Here is a 16,933-nt window from a genome sequence, read left to right on the forward strand (position 1 = left end):
CTTCAATGCTTGAACATCACATGCCGCACCACCGTGTAATCCTCCAGCCCATACATGGACATGTCCTTGCCATAGCCGGAACGTTTCTGACCGCCATGGGGCATTTCGCTGACGAGCATGAAGTGCGTGTTGACCCAGGTGCAGCCGTATTGCAGGCGTGCCGACAGGCGATGGGCGCGGCCGACGTCGGCGGTCCACACCGATGAAGCCAGGCCGTAGTCCGAATCGTTGGCCCAGGCCAGCACTTGCGCTTCGTCGAGGAACGGCGTGACGGACACCACCGGCCCGAAGACTTCGCGGCGGACGATTTCGTCATCCTGCTGCGCGTCGGCCAGCACCGTTGGTTCGAAGAAGAACCCGTTGCCGTCCACGGCCTTGCCGCCGGTGACCAGGCGGATATGCGGCTGGGCGATGGCGCGTTCGACGAAGCCGGCGACGCGGTCGCGGTGCTGGGCGGTGATCAGCGGGCCCATCTCGGTGTCTGGCGCGGTTTGCAGGCCGTACTTGATACTGCCCACCGCGGCGCCGAGCTTCTCGACGAAGCGGTCGTAGATGCCTTGCTGGGCATAGATGCGGCATGCGGCCGTGCAATCCTGGCCGGCGTTGTAGAACCCGAAGGTGCGGATGCCTTCCACCGCCGCGTCGATGTCGGCGTCGTCGAAAATGATCACCGGGGCCTTGCCGCCCAGTTCCATGTGCGTGCGCTTGACGCTGTCGGCGGTGCTGGAAATGATGTTCGAACCGGTGGCGATGGAGCCGGTCAGCGACACCATGCGCACTTTCGGATGAGTCACCAGCGGCTGGCCGACGGTTTGCCCACGACCGAACACCACGTTGAGCACACCCGCTGGGAAAATTTCCGACGCCAGTTCCGCCAGGCGCAACGCGGTCAGCGGGGTCTGTTCCGATGGCTTGAGCACCACGGTATTACCAGCGGCCAGGGCCGGGGCGATTTTCCAGGCAACCATCATCAACGGGTAGTTCCATGGCGCGATGGAGGCGATGACCCCCACCGGGTCGCGGCGGATCATCGAGGTGTGCCCCGGCAGGTATTCGCCGCCCGCCGAGCCGTTCATGCAGCGGCTGGCGCCGGCAAAGAAGCGGAACACGTCGGCGATTGCCGGGATCTCGTCGTTCAGCGCGGCGCTCAAGGGTTTACCGCAATTGTCCGATTCGAGCTTTGCCAGTTCTTCGCCGTGGGCTTCGATGGCATCGGCCAGTTTTAGCAGGAGCAGGGAACGGTCCTTGGGCGAGACTTGCGACCAAGACTCGAAGGCGGTGTCGGCGGCGCGCACGGCGGCATCGACCTGGGCTTCGCTGGCTTCGTTGATTTCCACCAGCACCCGCCCCAGCGCGGGGTTGAACACAGCCTGGCCGGGGCCTTCGCCGTTTACCAAGTGGCCGTTGATCAGCAGTTTGGTTTGCATGTGCATATCCTCGTCTGTCGCCGTTTTTCTGTGGGAGCGAGCCTGCTCGCGAAGCTTTTGGCGCCATCAGAAACGCCATCGCGAGCAGGCTCGCTCCCACATTGGGTGGTCATCGTTAGTATCAGATTCATTTCCCGCCACTCCCCGCCACGCTCTCACCCCCGCGGGTCAGGTAATAAGCGCCGAGTATCGGTAGCATCGTCACGATCATCACCAGCATCGCCACCACGTTGGTCACCGGCACGTCGCGGGGGCGGCTGAGCTGGTTGAGCAGCCACAGCGGCAGCGTGCGTTCGTGGCCGGCGGTGAAGGTGGTAACGATGATTTCGTCGAACGACAGCGCAAACGCCAGCATCCCTCCGGCCAGCAGTGCCGAGCCGAGGTTGGGCAGGATGATGTAGCGGAAGGTTTGCCAACCGTCGGCGCCCAGGTCCATCGAGGCTTCGATCAGGCTGTGGGAGGTGCGGCGCAGGCGGGCGATGACGTTGTTGTAGACGATCACCACGCAAAAGGTCGCGTGGCCGACGATGATGGTGAACATGCCCGGTTCGATGCCCAGGGTCTTGAAGGTCGCCAACAGGGCAATGCCGGTGATGATCCCTGGCAGGGCAATCGGCAGGATCAGCATCAGCGAAATGCCCTGCTTGCCGAAGAAATCCCGGCGGTACAGCGCTGCCGAGGCCAGCGTACCGAGCACCATGGCGATGAGCGTGGCGATGGCCGCGATCTGCAACGACAGCTTGATAGCTTCGAGCACATCCGGGCGCGCGAAGGCGACGCTGAACCACTTCAGGGTCAGGCCCTTGGGCGGAAAGCTGAAGGCTGCGTCCTCGGTGTTGAAGGCGTAGAGGAAGATGATCAGGATCGGGAAATGCAGGAACACCAGCCCGCCCCACGCGGCGATCTTCAGGCCCCAGGAGGATTTTTCAGAGTGCATCGAAAGCCCCCAGGCGCTTGACGATAGACAGGTAGATGGCAATCAGCACGATGGGTACCAGCGTGAACGCCGCAGCCATGGGCATGTTGCCGATGGCGCCTTGCTGGGCGTAGACCATGCTGCCGACGAAGTAGCCCGGCGGGCCCACCAGTTGCGGCACGATGAAATCCCCCAGGGTCAGCGAGAAGGTGAAGATCGAGCCGGCGGCAATGCCCGGGATCGACAGCGGCAAGATCACCTGCATGAACGTCTGGCGTGGTCTGGCGCCCAGGTCCGCCGAGGCTTGCAGCAGCGATGGCGGCAGGCGCTCCAGTGAGGCCTGGATCGGCAGGATCATGAACGGCAGCCAGATGTAGACGAACACCAGGAAACGTCCCAGGTGTGAGGTGGACAAGGTGCTGCCGCCCACTCCGGGGATCCCCAGTACGAACTGCAACAGCGGTTCCAGCCCCAGGTGCTGGACGAACCACTGCGCTACGCCACCCTTGGCCAGCAGCAGCGTCCAGGCATAGGCCTTGACGATGTAGCTGGCCCACATTGGCAACATCACTGCGATGTAGAAAAACGCCTTGGTCTTGCCGCTGGTGTAGCGCGCCATGTAGTAGGCAATCGGGAACGCGACGATGGCGCTGGCGATGGACACGACAATGGCCATGCTCAAGGTGCGCAGGATGATGTCGAAGTTCGAGGGCTGGAACAGTGCGGTGAAATTCGCCAGGGTCAGGTCGGGGGTGACCGCCATGGTGAAGTCATCGAAGGTGTAGAAGCCCTGCCACAGCAAGGTCAGCAGCGAGCCCAGGTAGATCGCGCCGAACCAGATCAGCGGCGGCACCAGCAACATCGACAGGTACAGGTTGGGCCGCCGATACAGCAGGTTGGAAAAACGCCGCAACGGTGAACCGGACGCAGGCGTTTGGTTGATGGTCAGGGTGTTCATCTCACACCTCACCGCCGACAGTGTCATGCAGCACGACCATCGCCTCCCGCGCCCAGCGTACGCTGAGGGGCTGGCCAGTCTGGTGCTGGGCGGTGTTGTCGAGCCACTGGGTGTTGGCCTGGCTGAGGTTCAGGGTCTGGCCGTTGGCAAGTTTCAACTCGTAGCGCGTGGCGCTGCCCTGGTACTGGATGTCGTGCAGCAGGCCGTGGACTTCGATTTCATGGGCGGCCAACGGACCTTCGGCGAAGCGCACGTGTTCCGGACGGATCGAGAACGGCTGTGGATAACCGCTCAGTTCCCGGGCCAGTTCGCCGCGAATCACATTGGAAGTACCGACGAACTCGGCGACGAAGGTGGTCGCCGGTTTCATGTACAGGTTGCGCGGCGTGTCGACCTGTTCGATCCGGCCCTTGTTGAACACTGCCACGCGATCGGACATCGACAAGGCTTCGGTCTGGTCGTGGGTGACGAAAATGAAGGTGATGCCCAGCTGGCGTTGCAGTTTCTTCAACTCGCCTTGCATCTGCTCGCGCAGCTTCAGGTCCAAGGCGCCCAAGGGTTCGTCCAGCAGCAACACCCGCGGGCGATTGACCAGTGCACGGGCGAGGGCCACGCGTTGACGCTGGCCGCCGGAGAGTTGCACGGGCTTGCGTTCGCCATAACCGTCCAGGGCCACCATCTCCAGTGCTTCGTCGGCGCGCTTGATGCGCTCGGCCTTGGCGACGCCTTTGACTTTCAAGCCGTAGGCGACGTTGTCGCGCACATTCATGTGCGGGAAAAGCGCGTAATCCTGGAACACCGTGTTGACGTCCCGTTGATAGGGCGGGAGTCCGGCGGCTTCTTCGCCGTGGATGCGGATCGAGCCGGCACTGGGTTGTTCGAACCCGGCGATCAAGCGCAGGCAGGTGGTCTTGCCCGAGCCGGAGGGGCCCAGCATGGAAAAGAACTCGCCGTCCTGAATGTCGATGGAAACCCGGTCAACGGCCTTCACTTCGCCAAACTGACGGGATACCTGGGTGAATTGGACTGCAAGCGTCATGGTGCGGGGCTCCAAAAAGCGCGACTTCCGTTGGATTGTTGGTGGTGGGCCGGACACTGGACCTGTGGGAACAGCGCTGTGGGAGCAAAGCTTGCTCGCGATACAGGCACCTCGGTTCCCCGAAAGACCGCATCATCTTCATCGCGGGCAAGCCTTGCTCCCACACAAGAGCGGTGTTCAGTTTCCTAAGCCGACTGAGGCTTACCGCCCACCCATGATCGCAATGTAGTCCTGGGTCCAGCGGCTGTACGGCACGAACTTGCCGCCCTCGGCCTGCGGGGTTTTCCAGAAGGCGATCTTGTCGAACTGGTCGAAGCCGTTGGTCTTGCAGCCTTCGGCACCGAGCAGTTCGCTGTCCTTGCACGCCGCCGGTACCGCTGGCAACGAGCCGAACCATGCGGCCACGTCACCCTGGACTTTCGGTTGCAGCGACCAGTCCATCCATTTGTACGCGCAGTTGGGGTGCTTGGCCTCGGCGTGCAGCATCGTGGTGTCGGCCCAACCGGTGGCACCTTCTTTTGGAATGGTCGAGGCGATCGGTTGTTTTTCGTTCATCAGGCCGTTGACCTGATACGGCCAGGCGCCGGACGCCACCACGCCTTCGTTCTTGAAATCGCTCATCTGCACGGTGGTGTCGTGCCAGTAGCGATGGATCAACGGTTGCTGGGCCCGCAACAATTCCAGCACGGCCTTGTACTGCGCTTCGTCGAGTTGGTAGGGGTCCTTGATGCCCAGCTCAGGCTTGGCGGTCTTGAGGTACAGCGCCGCGTCGGCGATGTAGATCGGGCCATCGTAGGCTTGCACGCGTCCCTTGTTCGGCTTGCCGTCGGGCAGGTTCTGGGTGTTGAACAGCACGCCCCAACTGGTGGGCGCCTGCTTGAATACTTCGGTGTTGTACATCAACACGTTCGGGCCCCACTGATACGGGGTTCCGTAGGTCTGCTGGTTGACCACGTACCACGGCGCATCCTTGAGGCGCGGGTCGAGGTTTTTCCAGTTGGCGATCAGCGCGGTGTTGATCGGTTGCACGCGCTTGCCGGCAATCAGCCGCAGCGAGGCGTCGCCCGACGCGGTGACCAGGTCGTAGCCGCCCTTGGTCATCAGGCTGACCATTTCGTCGGACGTCGCGGCGGTTTTCACATTGACCTTGCAGCCGGTTTCCTTCTCGAAACCGGTCACCCAGTCGTAGGCCTTGTCGCTTTCGCCGCGTTCGATGTAACCCGGCCAGGCGACGATATCCAGTTGGCCCTCGCCGGCGCCGATGGCCTTGAGCGGTTCGGCGGCCTGGAGGCTGACGCTGGTCAGCAGCGCCGTGGTGATTGCACTGAGCAATACGGTCTTGTGCGCGTACATGGAAATCCCTCTTGCTTTAATTATGGTCGGGGCAGTGTTTCAACGGGGTGAAGCGCCATTGAAGGCCTGTTATTAGAGTAGTGCTGTTATCTACAGATGCTGGCCGTGGCGGGCCATGATGTGGCGCACCACGCTGTAGTCCTGGAGCGAATCGCTGGACAGGTCTTTGCCATAACCGGACCGTTTCAGGCCGCCGTGGGGCATTTCGCTGACCAGCATGAAGTGGCTGTTGATCCAGGTGCAGCCGTATTGCAGCCGCGCCGCTACCTGCATGGCCTTGTCCAGGTTCTGGGTCCATACCGAGGATGCCAGGCCGTATTCGGAATCGTTGGCCCAGTCCACCGCCTGGCTGAGTTCGTCGAAGCGGGTCACGGTGACCACCGGGCCGAACACCTCGCGCTGGACGATTTCATCGCTTTGCTTGCAGCCGGCCAGCAGCGTGGGCTGGTAATAGAAACCGGCACCGGAATGCACCGCCGCGCCAGTGATGCGTTCGATGTGCGGCTGGCCGAGGGCGCGCTCGACAAAACTGGCAACCCGGTCGCGCTGGCGGGTGCTGATCAGCGGGCCGATTTCATTGTCGGCATCGCGCTTGCCGGCAAAGCGCAGGCTGCTGACTGCCGCGCCGAGTTCGGCCACCAGCCGGTCATGAATCGCCCCTTGGGCGTAAATCCGGCACGCCGCGGTGCAATCCTGCCCAGCGTTGTAATAACCGTAGGTACGCACGCCTTCGATCACCGCCTGGAGGTCGGCGTCGTTGCACACGATCACCGGCGCCTTGCCACCGAGCTCCAGGTGCGTGCGCTTGAGGGTTTTCGCTGCGGCCTGGAGGATCTTCTGCCCGGTGACGATATCGCCGGTCAGCGAGACCATGCGCACTTTCGGATGGCTGACCAGATGGCTGCCCACACCTTCGCCACCCCCGCAGACGATGTTGATCACGCCCCGTGGCAGGATCTCGGCCAGCGTTGGGGCCAAGGCCAGGATCGACAGCGGCGTGTGTTCCGAGGGTTTGAACACCAGCGTATTGCCAGCGGCCAGGGCCGGGGCGATTTTCCACGCGGCCATCATGATCGGGTAATTCCATGGCGCAATGGACGCCACTACACCGATTGGGTCGCGGCGCACCATGCTGGTGTAGCCGGGCAGGTATTCGCCGCTGAGCTGGCCGGTCTGGCAGCGCACGGCACCAGCGAAGAAACGAAATACATCCACCGTGGCGCTCAGGTCATCCTGGCGCGCCAGGTGCAGTGGCTTGCCGCAGTTCAGGGATTCGAGGCGGGCCAGCTCGTCGGCGTTTTTCTCGATGGCACTGGCAATCTCCAGCAGCAGGTTCGAACGCTGTTGTGGCGTGGTGCGCGACCAACCATCGAAGGCGTGATGGGCGGCGAGAATCGCGGCTTCGACCTGCTCGGTGCTGGCCTCGGCGATGTGAGCCAACACTTCGCCGGTGGCCGGGTTGAGGATCGGCTCGACAATGCCCTCACCAGGAGCGAGTTCCCCGTCTATCAGCAACGCGGTGCATAACGGGGTTTGCGTGCCTGCCATTTTTTATAGGTCTCAGTGGAAACAAAGAACCTGTGGGGGCGAGCCTGCTCACTCCCACAATGGAATGTGGTGATGCAGCAAGACTAGTGCTCAGCCTCAAGGCCGACAAATTCGAAATACTCAAGGCTTCGTTCGATTAAATAGATGGCTTGCGTCCGCCATGGGGCTGTTCCCGGGCGACGGCCAGGAACGGGTCGACCGACGCCGGTCGCGCCGTGCCCCGGCGCCAGGCCAGGCCGACGTCGAGGGTCTGGTTGAGGTCGGCAATCGGTCGCGCTTCGATGATGTCGCCTTCCAGCGACCATGGGCGGTACGTCATGTCCGGTTGGATCGACACGCCCAATCCCGCCGCCACCAGGCTGCGCACCGCTTCGGTCGAGGCGGTGCGCAGGGTGACCTTCGGTTGCAGGCCGGCACCGCGCCACAGGCGCTGGGCGTTGCGGTCCATTTCATCGACGTTCAACTGGATCAGCGGTTCGCGGGCGACGTCGGCCAGGTTGATGCTGTCGTGTTCCAGCAGCGGATGCTGCGCCGGCAGCCACAAGCGATGGGGCGAATGGGTCAGGACTTCGGTCTGCAAGGCGTGGCGGTCTTCCAGGTTGGACAGGATCAGCACCCCGACATCGATTTCGCCGCTGACCAGCAGATGCTCGATGTAGGGCCGCTCGTCCTCCATGACGCGGATTTCCACGTTGGGATAGGCGCGCTGGAAACGGGTCAGCAGGTCCGCCAGGTAATACCCGGCGACCAGGCTGGTGACGCCGATGGTGACTTGGCCGGCAACCTGGTCGGTGCTTTGTTGCAGGCTGCGCTTGGCGTTGTCGACGGTGGCCAGGATCAAGTGGGCCTGGCGCAGGAATTGGTGGCCCTGGTGCGTCAGGGTCATGCCCTTGGCGTGGCGATTGAACAGGTTGACGCCGATCTCCTGCTCCAATTGCTGGATGGCCAGGGTCAAGGTCGACTGGGAAATGAAGGCCGTTTGCGCAGCGGCAGAGATGGAGCCGGTTTCGGCCACGGCGATGAAATGGCGAATCTGACGCAACGTCATCATGGGGATTACCCGCTGAGCGGTTTTATCGATGAGCTCCAGTGTATATCGTTTTTTTCAATGGGTAGCGAGTCGACAGGCAACATCTCGAAGCAATCTCGCCGAAGGCGGCGGGGCACTTTCGATCTAGGCTGATGGCCTTAATGATCCGGTTACTCCGAATGCGTGGAGGCAGCAAATGAACACTCGTGGATTGCTCGATCAGCTTCTCAAGTCCGGCCAGGAAATGTTGCAGAACAAGGCGGGCGGCTCCCAGGGCAAATCGTCCGGCGGCCTGGGCGGATTGCTCGGCGGCTCCGGCAACCTGGGCGGAATGCTTTCCGGTGCGGGCGGCGGGGCATTGGCCGCCGGGGCCATGGGCCTGTTGCTGGGCAACAAGAAAGCCCGCAACTTCGGCGGCAAGGCCCTGGCCTATGGTGGCCTGGCGGCCTTGGGCGTGATCGCCTACAAGGCTTACGGCAACTGGCAGGCCCAGCAGGGCAGCGCACCGAAAACCGAACCGCAGACCCTCGACCGCGTTCCGCCGGCGCAGGTCGAACAGCACAGCCAGGCGATCCTCAAGGCGCTGGTGGCGGCGGCCAAGGCCGACGGCCATGTGGACGAACGTGAGCGGCAGTTGATCGAAGGTGAGTTCACCAAGCTCGACAACGACCAGGAACTGCAACACTGGCTGCACGCCGAACTCAACAAGCCCCTGGACCCCACTGACGTCGCCCGCGCCGCCAGCACCCCGGAAATGGCCGCGGAAATGTACATCGCCAGCGTGATGCTGGTGGACGAGGAAAACTTCATGGAGAAGTCCTACCTCGATGAACTGGCGCGCCAACTCAAGCTGGAACCGGGGTTGAAGGTGGAACTGGAGAAACAGGTGCGCCAGGCGACCGTATAGAACAGCCCCAACGCTATTCCCTGTGGGAGCGAGCCTGCTCGCGATGGCGCCTGGTCAGTCACAGCATCATTGGCTGATACACCGCTATCGCGAGCGGGCTCGCTCCCACACTGGTTTAGTGTCGTTTGACAGTCTTGTATCCAACGCATTTTCCTGTGGGAGCGAGCTTGCTCGCGATGGCGCCCGGTCAGTCACAGCATCATTGGCTGATACACCGCTATCGCGAGCAAGCTCGCTCCCACAAGGGGGCATTGCTCATTTTGAGAAAACGGTGAACTTCGGCCTCGCCAAAATCACCCCACAGCGCCATACAGATGCGACGCCGCCCTCGGCTATACTCCCCAGCATTTTCAAGTGCCCGAGGTTTTACTGTGAAGAATTGGACATTGCGCCAACGCATCCTGGCGAGTTTTGCGGTGATCATCGCCATTATGTTGCTGATGGTGGTGGTCTCTTATTCACGGTTGTTGAAGATCCAGGACAGTGAAGAAAAGGTGCGGGCCGATGCGGTGCCGGGGGTGTATTACAGTTCCATGATTCGCGGTGGCTGGGTCGACAGCTACGTCTTGACCCAGCAAATTGTCGGTCTCTCGGGGAACCGGGAAATCACCGCCGAGGACAAGGCCCGCTACCAGGGCTTCGAGCAGCACCTGCGCGAAGAAATACAGAACTATCAAAAGCTGATCCAGAACCCCGCCGACCAGGCCTCTTTCGATGAGTTCGAGGCCAATCACCTGGCATTCAACCAGGCCATGGCAAAGGTCCTGGACTTGTACCAGCGCAAGGACTACGAAGGTGCCCGGCTGGCGCTGGATAAAGAGCTGACGCCGGCATGGATCGGCGGTCGCGGGCATCTGAATCACATTATCGAGCGCAATCGTGAACTGGCGGAAGACGCCACCCAGACCATCGGTGATGCGGTGACGGCGGCCAAGGTCGCCATGGGCCTGTCGTTCCTGGTCGCGCTGATTATCGCTGTACTGTGTGGCCTGTTGCTGATGCGCGCGATCATGGCGCCGATGAACCGTATCGTCGAAATCCTCGAGATCATGCGCAGCGGTGACCTGAGCGGGCGCCTGAACCTGGCGCGCAAAGACGAGTTCGGTGCCGTGGAAACCGGCTTCAACGACATGATGGCCGAGCTGACCTCACTGGTGTCCCAGGCCCAACGCTCGTCGGTGCAGGTCACCACCTCGGTCACCGAGATCGCCGCCACCTCGCGCCAGCAACAGGCCACGGCCACCGAAACCGCCGCGACCACCACCGAGATCGGCGCGACGTCCCGAGAAATCGCCGCCACCTCTCGCGACCTGGTGCGCACCATGACCGAAGTCTCCACCGCCGCCGACCAGGCCTCGGTGGCCGCCGGTTCCGGCCAGCAAGGCTTGGCGCGCATGGAAGAAACCATGCATTCGGTGATGGGCGCCGCCGACCTGGTGAACGCCAAACTGGCGATCCTCAACGAGAAGGCGGGCAACATCAACCAGGTGGTGGTGACCATCGTCAAAGTGGCCGACCAGACCAACCTGCTGTCCCTCAACGCGGCCATCGAGGCCGAGAAGGCCGGTGAGTACGGTCGCGGTTTCGCCGTGGTGGCGACTGAAGTCCGACGCTTGGCCGACCAGACCGCCGTGGCGACCTATGACATCGAGCAGATGGTGCGCGAGATCCAGTCCGCTGTATCGGCCGGCGTGATGGGCATGGACAAGTTCTCCGAAGAAGTGCGCCGGGGCATGGCCGAAGTGCAGCAGGTCGGCGAGCAACTGTCGCAGATCATCCATCAGGTCCAGGCCTTGGCGCCGCGGGTGTTGATGGTCAACGAGGGCATGCAGGCCCAGGCCACGGGGGCTGAGCAGATCAACCACGCCCTGGTGCAACTGGGCGATGCCAGCAGCCAGACCGTGGAGTCCCTGCGCCAGGCCAGTTCCGCCATCGACGAGCTGAGCCAGGTCGCCGTGGGGCTGCGCAGCGGCGTCTCGCGTTTCAAAGTCTGATGGGCGAGTTCGAGACCCGGCGTGGTGCCGCACCGACGGCCCGCCAGACGTTGTTCCTGGAGTTCCGCATCGGCAGCGAGCGTTATGCCCTGCAGGCCATCGATGTGGTGGAAGTGCTGCCGCGCCTGCCCCTCAAGCCGATCGCCCGGGCGCCGTCCTGGGTGGCGGGGGTGTTTGCCTGGCGCGGGACGGTGGTGCCGGTGATCGACCTGTGCGCCCTGACCTTTGGCCAGAGTGCCGAGGCCAGGACCAGCACGCGACTGGTGCTGGTGCGCTATCAGGGCGACGCACAACAAACGGAACAGGTGTTGGGCCTGATCCTGGAACAGGCGACCGACACCGTGCGCTGTGACCCGACCGATTTCAAACCCTACGGCCTGGACAATCGGCAGGCGCCGTACCTCGGTCCGGTCCGCGAAGATGCCCATGGGTTGTTGCAATGGGTACGGGTCAATGACCTGCTCGATGAGTCAGTGCGTGGGCTGCTGTTTCCTGCGTCGCCGCTGAACCTCGATGACCTCGAGGCTCTGCCATGAACAACGACCAGCGGTTTTTCGATTTTCTCAAGGAGCGCATCGGCCTGGATGTGACCTCCGTCGGCACCGCGATCATTGAGCGGGCCGTGCGCCAGCGCATCATTGCCGTGCCCGGGCGTACCGCCGATGAATATTGGCAGGGCCTGCAGCATTCGGCCCAGGAGCAGCAGGCGCTGATCGAAGCAGTGATCGTTCCGGAGACCTGGTTCTTCCGCTATCCCGAATCCTTCGCGACCCTCGCCAGGCTGGCCGTCAAGCGCCTGGCCGAGATCAAGCACCTGCGGGCGCTGCGCATTCTCAGCTTGCCGTGCTCCACCGGTGAAGAGCCTTACTCTATTGCCATGGCCTTGCTCGACGCCGGCCTGGGGCCACATCAGTTCAAGGTGGACGGCCTGGACGTCAGCCCGCTGTCGGTGGCGCGGGCCAAGGAGGCACGTTACGGCAGGAATTCCTTTCGTGGTGCGGAGCTGGGTTTTCGCGAGCGGTATTTCGACGCCGAAGACGAGGGCTACCGCCTCAGCGAACGGGTGCGTGAACAGGTGCGCTTGCAAGTGGGCAACCTGCTGGATCCGGCCCTGCTGGTGAACGAGGCACCTTACGATTTTGTGTTCTGTCGCAACCTGCTGATCTATTTCGACCAGCCGACCCAACAGCAAGTGTTCGAGGTACTCAAGCGCCTGACCCATCAGGACGGCGTGCTGTTTATCGGCCCTGCCGAGGGCAGCTTGCTGGGACGACTGGGCATGCGCTCGATCGGGATTGCTCAATCGTTCGCTTTCAGCCGCCAGGGGGCTCCCGAGCCACAACCAGTGCCGGCGTTGATGCCGACCCCGTTGCCGGTTCGGCAGCCACCGTCGCGCGTTGTCCCGCCGGTGATTCGGCCGCGACCGTTTGCGGCGAGCGTGACGCCGATTGCCGAGCCCAAAGGCAGCGATGCCGCGACCTTGCTGGCCAATATCGCCGCCCTGGCCAACGGCGGCAAAAGCGCCGAGGCCCGTGCGACTTGCGAAGAATACTTGCGCAGCCACGCGCCAAACGCCCAGGTGTTCTATTGGTTGGGCCTGCTCAGCGACATGGCCGGCAGCGCGCTGGAAGCCCAGGGTTTTTATCGCAAGGCGCTTTATCTTGAACCGCAACACGCCGAGGCCCTGGTGCATCTGGCGGCGCTGCTGGCTTCCCAGGGAGACGCGGCCGGAGCCCGTCGATTGCAGGAACGTGCCGCCCGCAGCGGGCGCACGGCAGACAGTGAGCACAAACGATGAGTGGTTCGGCTTCTTACACCGTCACCCATGACGATGCCCAGGCAATCGACGACTGCTGGAATCGCATCGGTGTGCATGGCGACAAATCCTGTCCGTTGTTGGCCGAGCATATCCACTGCCGTAATTGTTCAGTGTATTCGGCGGCCGCCACCCGGCTGCTCGACCGTTATGCCTTGCCGCACGATCAGCGGGATTTGTCCCTTGCCCCGGTAGACAGCGATGTGGTCACGCGTTCGCTGCTGATGTTCCGCCTCGGCGAGGAATGGCTGGGCCTGACGACGCGCAGCCTGGTGGAAGTGGCGCCGTTGCAGCCGATCCATTCCTTGCCTCACCAGCGTTCACGGGCCTTGCTGGGCGTGGCGAACGTGCGCGGGGCGCTGGTGGCTTGCTTGTCGCTGGTGGAACTGTTGGACCTGGAACCCGGCGTGGCGGCAGTTTCCGGCGCACGGGTGATGCCACGCATGTTGATTGTCGCGGCCAAGGGCGGGCCAGTGGTGGTGCCGGTGGATGAGGTGGACGGCATCCACGCCATCGATGAGCGCATCCTGGCGGGCGCTTCGCAATCGGCGGCCAAGTACACCCGGGGCGTGCTGCCCTATAAGGGCCGCAGTCTGCGCTGGCTGGATGAAGAACAGTTGCTGTCCGCTGTGGCCCGGAGCCTGTCATGACCCCCGATCAGATGCGCGACACCTCGTTGCTGGAGCTGTTCAGCCTGGAAGCCGAAGCCCAGGTCCAGGTGCTGAGCGCCGGCCTGCTGGCCCTGGAGCGCGATCCGACCCAGGCCGATCATCTTGAATCGTGCATGCGTGCGGCGCATTCCCTCAAGGGCGCGGCGCGTATTGTCGGGGTGGACGCCGGGGTCAGCGTGGCCCATGTGATGGAAGATTGCCTGGTCAGCGCCCAGGAGCGGCGCCTGGTGCTGGGCGCCGAACATATCGACGCCTTGCTGCAAGGCACTGACCTGCTGACACGCATCGCCACCCCGGGCAACAGCGTCGGCGCCCCGGACATCGATGCCTACGTGGCGTTGATGGGGCGTCTTCTCGATCCCAATGCGCCACAGGTCCCGGCGGTGGCGCCACCGATCATCGAGACGCCAGTCGAGCCGGTACGCGTCGAGCTGTCGCAAGCGCCATCGCCCGAGGCAATGGAACCGGCGCCGAAACGCAAGCGGGTCACCGAAGGCGGCGAGCGGGTCCTGCGGGTCACGGCTGAGCGCCTCAACAGTCTGCTCGACCTGTCGAGCAAGTCCTTGGTGGAGACGCAGCGCCTCAAGCCCTGGCTGGCGACGCTGCAACGGCTCAAGCGCCAGCAAGGCAGTGGCTTGCGCGCCCTTGAAGAGCTGAACGTGCACCTCAAGGCTCACCCCCTGAGCCTGCAAGCCCAGGAAGCCCTTGGTGATGCCCGCCGCTTGCTCGCCGAAACCCAGCAGTTGTTGGCGCAGAAAACCGCCGAGCTGGATGAATTCGCCTGGCAGGCCAGTCAGCGGGCGCAGGTGCTCTACGACACCGCACTGGCCTGTCGCATGCGGCCGTTCGCCGACGTGCTTTCGGGTCAGGCACGAATGGTCCGTGACCTGGGCCGCAGCCTGGGCAAACAGGTGCGCCTGGAGATTGAAGGCGAGAAAACCCAGGTCGACCGTGATGTGCTGGAAAAGCTCGAAGCACCGCTGACCCACTTGTTGCGCAACGCCGTGGACCATGGCATCGAAACCCCGGAGCAACGGCTGTTGGCCGGCAAGCCCGCCGAAGGCCTGATCCGCCTGCGCGCCTCTCATCAGGCCGGTCTGCTGGTGTTAGAGCTGGCGGACGACGGCGCCGGGGTGGACCTGGAGCGGGTGCGCCGCAGCATCGTCGAGCGCGGTCTTTCTCCTGAGCAAACCGCCGCCAGCCTGAGCGAAGAGGAGCTGCTGACCTTCCTGTTCCTGCCCGGGTTCAGCCTGCGCGACACCGTCACCGAAGTGTCCGGGCGTGGCGTCGGCCTGGACGCCGTCCAGCACATGGTCCGGCAGTTGCGCGGCGCGGTGGTGCTGGAGCAGGCGGCAGGCGAGGGCAGTCGTTTCCATCTCGAGGTGCCGCTGACGCTATCGGTGGTGCGCAGCCTGGTGGTGGAAGTCGGCGATGAAGCGTATGCCTTTCCCCTGGCCCACATCGAACGCATGTGCGACCTGGCGCCGGAAGACATCGTGCAGGTCGAAGGCCGCCAGCACTTCTGGCATGAAGGCCGGCACGTGGGGCTGGTCGCCGCCAGCCAGTTGCTCAATCGCCCGGCCACGCAGAACAACGGCCAGACCCTCAAGGTCGTGGTGATCCGCGAGCGCGAGACGATCTACGGCGTGGCGGTGGAGCGCTTCATCGGTGAGCGGACCCTGGTGGTCTTGCCCTTGGACGAACGCCTGGGCAAGGTCCAGGACATTTCTTCCGGGGCCTTGCTCGACGATGGCTCGGTGGTGTTGATCGTCGATGTCGAAGACCTGCTGCGTTCGGTGGACAAGTTGCTCGATACCGGGCGCCTGGAACGCATTGCCCGGCAGGACCAGGCCCAGGCCCCGCGCAAGCGGATCCTGGTGGTGGACGATTCCCTGACCGTGCGCGAGCTGCAGCGCAAGTTGTTGCGGGGTCGCGGCTACGACGTGGCCGTGGCGGTGGATGGCATGGACGGCTGGAACGCCTTGCGCTCGGAGGATTTCGATCTGCTGATCACTGACATCGACATGCCGCGCATGGACGGTATCGAGTTGGTGTCGCTGTTGCGGCGTGACAACCGTTTGCAATCGTTACCGGTGATGGTGGTGTCCTACAAGGATCGCGAAGAAGATCGCCGCCGTGGCCTGGACGCTGGCGCCGACTATTATCTGGCCAAGGCGAGTTTCCACGACGACGCCTTGCTCGACGCCGTGGTCGAATTGATCGGAGGGGCACGCGCTTGAAGATCGCCATCGTCAATGACATGCCCCTAGCGGTCGAGGCCCTGCGCCGCGCCCTGGCGTTCGAGCCGGCGCATCAACTGGTCTGGGTGGCCACCAACGGGGCCGAGGCGGTGCAGCGCTGCGCCGAATACACCCCGGACCTGATCCTGATGGACTTGCTCATGCCGATCATGGATGGCGTGGAGGCCACCCGACGGATCATGGCCGACAGCCCCTGTGCGATCGTGATTGTCACTGGTGACAGCCAGCAGAACGTTCACCGGGTGTTCGAGGCGATGGGCCATGGCGCGCTGGATGTGGTCGATACCCCGGCCCTGGGCGTCGGTAACCCGGCGGACGCGGCGGCGCCGTTGCTGCGCAAGATCACCAACATCGGCTGGCTGATCGGTGAGCGCAACAAGCGTGAACGACCCGCGCCAGCGCCGCAGCGTGCGGCAGTGTCGCGCAAGAGCCTGGTGGCCATCGGATCGTCCGCGGGCGGGCCGGCGGCGCTGGAGGTGCTGCTCAAGGCGCTGCCGCGTGACTTTGCCCCGGCCATCGTGCTGGTCCAGCATGTGGACGAGGTGTTCGCCGCAGGCATGGCCGAGTGGCTGGGCAGTGTATCGGGCCATACGGTGCGCCTGGCCCGGCACGGCGAGACACCGCAGAGCGGTACCGTGTTGTTGGCCGGGACCAACCATCATCTGCGTTTGTTGAAGGATGGCACCCTGGCCTACACCGCCGAGCCGGTGAACGAGATCTACCGGCCCTCCATCGACGTGTTTTTCGACAGTGTCGCCCAGTACTGGAGTGGCGACGCGGTGGGCGTATTGCTCACTGGCATGGGCCGTGATGGTGCACAAGGGCTTAAACTCATGCGCCAGCAGGGCTATGTGACCATCGCCCAGGACCAGCGCAGCAGTGCGGTGTACGGGATGCCCAAAGCGGCCGCCGCCATCGACGCCGCCGCCCATATTCTTGCCCTGGACGCTATCGCGCCACGGTTGTTGGAGATTTTTACCCCATGAAGAACCCCGCCAGCTTTGCCCCAGGCC

14 protein-coding genes are annotated in these 16,933 nt (G+C 63.4%); 7 read left to right on the plus strand and 7 right to left on the minus strand.

Annotated elements, in window-relative coordinates:
• Positions 1–2 precede the first annotated feature (2 nt).
• The 7 genes from PSH86_RS05405 to PSH86_RS05435 form a co-directional block, all read right to left on the minus strand.
• On the minus strand, positions 3–1,427 hold the full coding sequence (locus PSH86_RS05405; protein WP_116831539.1) for a gamma-aminobutyraldehyde dehydrogenase: 1,425 nt from the start codon (positions 1,425–1,427) through the stop codon (positions 3–5).
• Positions 1,428–1,554: 127 nt separating this feature from the next.
• Positions 1,555–2,364, minus strand: a complete 810-nt coding sequence (locus PSH86_RS05410) for an ABC transporter permease (protein ID WP_116831540.1) — start codon at positions 2,362–2,364, stop codon at positions 1,555–1,557.
• Positions 2,354–3,301 (minus strand): ABC transporter permease, encoded by a 948-nt coding sequence (locus PSH86_RS05415; protein ID WP_109753662.1) that lies wholly within the window; start codon positions 3,299–3,301, stop codon positions 2,354–2,356. Before PSH86_RS05415 ends, PSH86_RS05410 begins: the two co-directional genes overlap by 11 nt.
• A gap of 1 nt (position 3,302) precedes the next feature.
• Positions 3,303–4,340 carry an ABC transporter ATP-binding protein gene (locus PSH86_RS05420; protein ID WP_176688570.1) on the minus strand — a complete coding sequence of 346 codons (1,038 nt, stop codon included), beginning with the start codon at positions 4,338–4,340 and terminating at the stop codon, positions 3,303–3,305.
• Positions 4,341–4,541: 201 nt separating this feature from the next.
• Positions 4,542–5,693: a putative ABC transporter substrate-binding protein YdcS gene (gene ydcS / locus PSH86_RS05425; RefSeq protein WP_305488374.1), complete on the minus strand. Its 1,152-nt coding sequence runs from the start codon at positions 5,691–5,693 to the stop codon at positions 4,542–4,544.
• A gap of 90 nt (positions 5,694–5,783) precedes the next feature.
• Positions 5,784–7,241, minus strand: a complete 1,458-nt coding sequence (locus PSH86_RS05430) for a gamma-aminobutyraldehyde dehydrogenase (protein ID WP_163855208.1) — start codon at positions 7,239–7,241, stop codon at positions 5,784–5,786.
• 136 nt (positions 7,242–7,377) lie between these two features.
• On the minus strand, positions 7,378–8,292 hold the full coding sequence (locus PSH86_RS05435) for a LysR family transcriptional regulator (protein WP_109753666.1): 915 nt from the start codon (positions 8,290–8,292) through the stop codon (positions 7,378–7,380).
• A gap of 175 nt (positions 8,293–8,467) precedes the next feature.
• Here PSH86_RS05435 and PSH86_RS05440 point away from each other — a divergent pair, with 175 nt between their 5' ends.
• From PSH86_RS05440 to PSH86_RS05470, 7 genes are all read left to right on the plus strand, one after another.
• Complete coding sequence (locus PSH86_RS05440) at positions 8,468–9,178, plus strand: tellurite resistance TerB family protein (RefSeq protein WP_109753667.1); 711 nt, start codon at positions 8,468–8,470, stop codon at positions 9,176–9,178.
• A gap of 371 nt (positions 9,179–9,549) precedes the next feature.
• Positions 9,550–11,172, plus strand: a complete 1,623-nt coding sequence (locus tag PSH86_RS05445) for a methyl-accepting chemotaxis protein (RefSeq protein ID WP_109753668.1) — start codon at positions 9,550–9,552, stop codon at positions 11,170–11,172.
• Positions 11,172–11,708 (plus strand): chemotaxis protein CheW, encoded by a 537-nt coding sequence (locus tag PSH86_RS05450; protein ID WP_109753669.1) that lies wholly within the window; start codon positions 11,172–11,174, stop codon positions 11,706–11,708. Before PSH86_RS05445 ends, PSH86_RS05450 begins: the two co-directional genes overlap by 1 nt.
• Entirely contained in the window at positions 11,705–12,970 is a 1,266-nt protein-coding gene (locus PSH86_RS05455; protein WP_163855200.1) for a CheR family methyltransferase, read from the plus strand. The genes PSH86_RS05450 and PSH86_RS05455 overlap by 4 nt, the downstream gene beginning before the upstream one ends.
• Entirely contained in the window at positions 12,967–13,638 is a 672-nt protein-coding gene (locus PSH86_RS05460) for a chemotaxis protein CheW (RefSeq protein ID WP_109753671.1), read from the plus strand. The genes PSH86_RS05455 and PSH86_RS05460 overlap by 4 nt, the downstream gene beginning before the upstream one ends.
• On the plus strand, positions 13,635–15,899 hold the full coding sequence (locus PSH86_RS05465) for a hybrid sensor histidine kinase/response regulator (protein WP_109753672.1): 2,265 nt from the start codon (positions 13,635–13,637) through the stop codon (positions 15,897–15,899). The genes PSH86_RS05460 and PSH86_RS05465 overlap by 4 nt, the downstream gene beginning before the upstream one ends.
• Complete coding sequence (locus PSH86_RS05470) at positions 15,896–16,906, plus strand: chemotaxis response regulator protein-glutamate methylesterase (protein WP_109753673.1); 1,011 nt, start codon at positions 15,896–15,898, stop codon at positions 16,904–16,906. Before PSH86_RS05465 ends, PSH86_RS05470 begins: the two co-directional genes overlap by 4 nt.
• The last annotated feature ends 27 nt before the right edge of the window (positions 16,907–16,933 follow it).

Origin of the sequence: Pseudomonas sp. FP2300 (assembly GCF_030687595.1) — a bacterium.
Classification (GTDB): domain Bacteria; phylum Pseudomonadota; class Gammaproteobacteria; order Pseudomonadales; family Pseudomonadaceae; genus Aquipseudomonas; species Aquipseudomonas bijieensis.

Coding starts and splice junctions, on each gene's coding strand:
- ydcS (WP_305488374.1), bottom strand. CDS start 5,693: ATGTACGCGCACAAGACCGTATTGCTCAGTGCAATCACCACGGCGCTG.
- PSH86_RS05465 (WP_109753672.1), top strand. CDS start 13,635: ATGACCCCCGATCAGATGCGCGACACCTCGTTGCTGGAGCTGTTCAGC.
- PSH86_RS05415 (WP_109753662.1), bottom strand. CDS start 3,301: ATGAACACCCTGACCATCAACCAAACGCCTGCGTCCGGTTCACCGTTG.
- PSH86_RS05435 (WP_109753666.1), bottom strand. CDS start 8,292: ATGATGACGTTGCGTCAGATTCGCCATTTCATCGCCGTGGCCGAAACC.
- PSH86_RS05430 (WP_163855208.1), bottom strand. CDS start 7,241: ATGGCAGGCACGCAAACCCCGTTATGCACCGCGTTGCTGATAGACGGG.
- PSH86_RS05410 (WP_116831540.1), bottom strand. CDS start 2,364: ATGCACTCTGAAAAATCCTCCTGGGGCCTGAAGATCGCCGCGTGGGGC.
- PSH86_RS05405 (WP_116831539.1), bottom strand. CDS start 1,427: ATGCAAACCAAACTGCTGATCAACGGCCACTTGGTAAACGGCGAAGGC.
- PSH86_RS05450 (WP_109753669.1), top strand. CDS start 11,172: ATGGGCGAGTTCGAGACCCGGCGTGGTGCCGCACCGACGGCCCGCCAG.
- PSH86_RS05420 (WP_176688570.1), bottom strand. CDS start 4,340: ATGACGCTTGCAGTCCAATTCACCCAGGTATCCCGTCAGTTTGGCGAA.
- PSH86_RS05440 (WP_109753667.1), top strand. CDS start 8,468: ATGAACACTCGTGGATTGCTCGATCAGCTTCTCAAGTCCGGCCAGGAA.
- PSH86_RS05460 (WP_109753671.1), top strand. CDS start 12,967: ATGAGTGGTTCGGCTTCTTACACCGTCACCCATGACGATGCCCAGGCA.
- PSH86_RS05455 (WP_163855200.1), top strand. CDS start 11,705: ATGAACAACGACCAGCGGTTTTTCGATTTTCTCAAGGAGCGCATCGGC.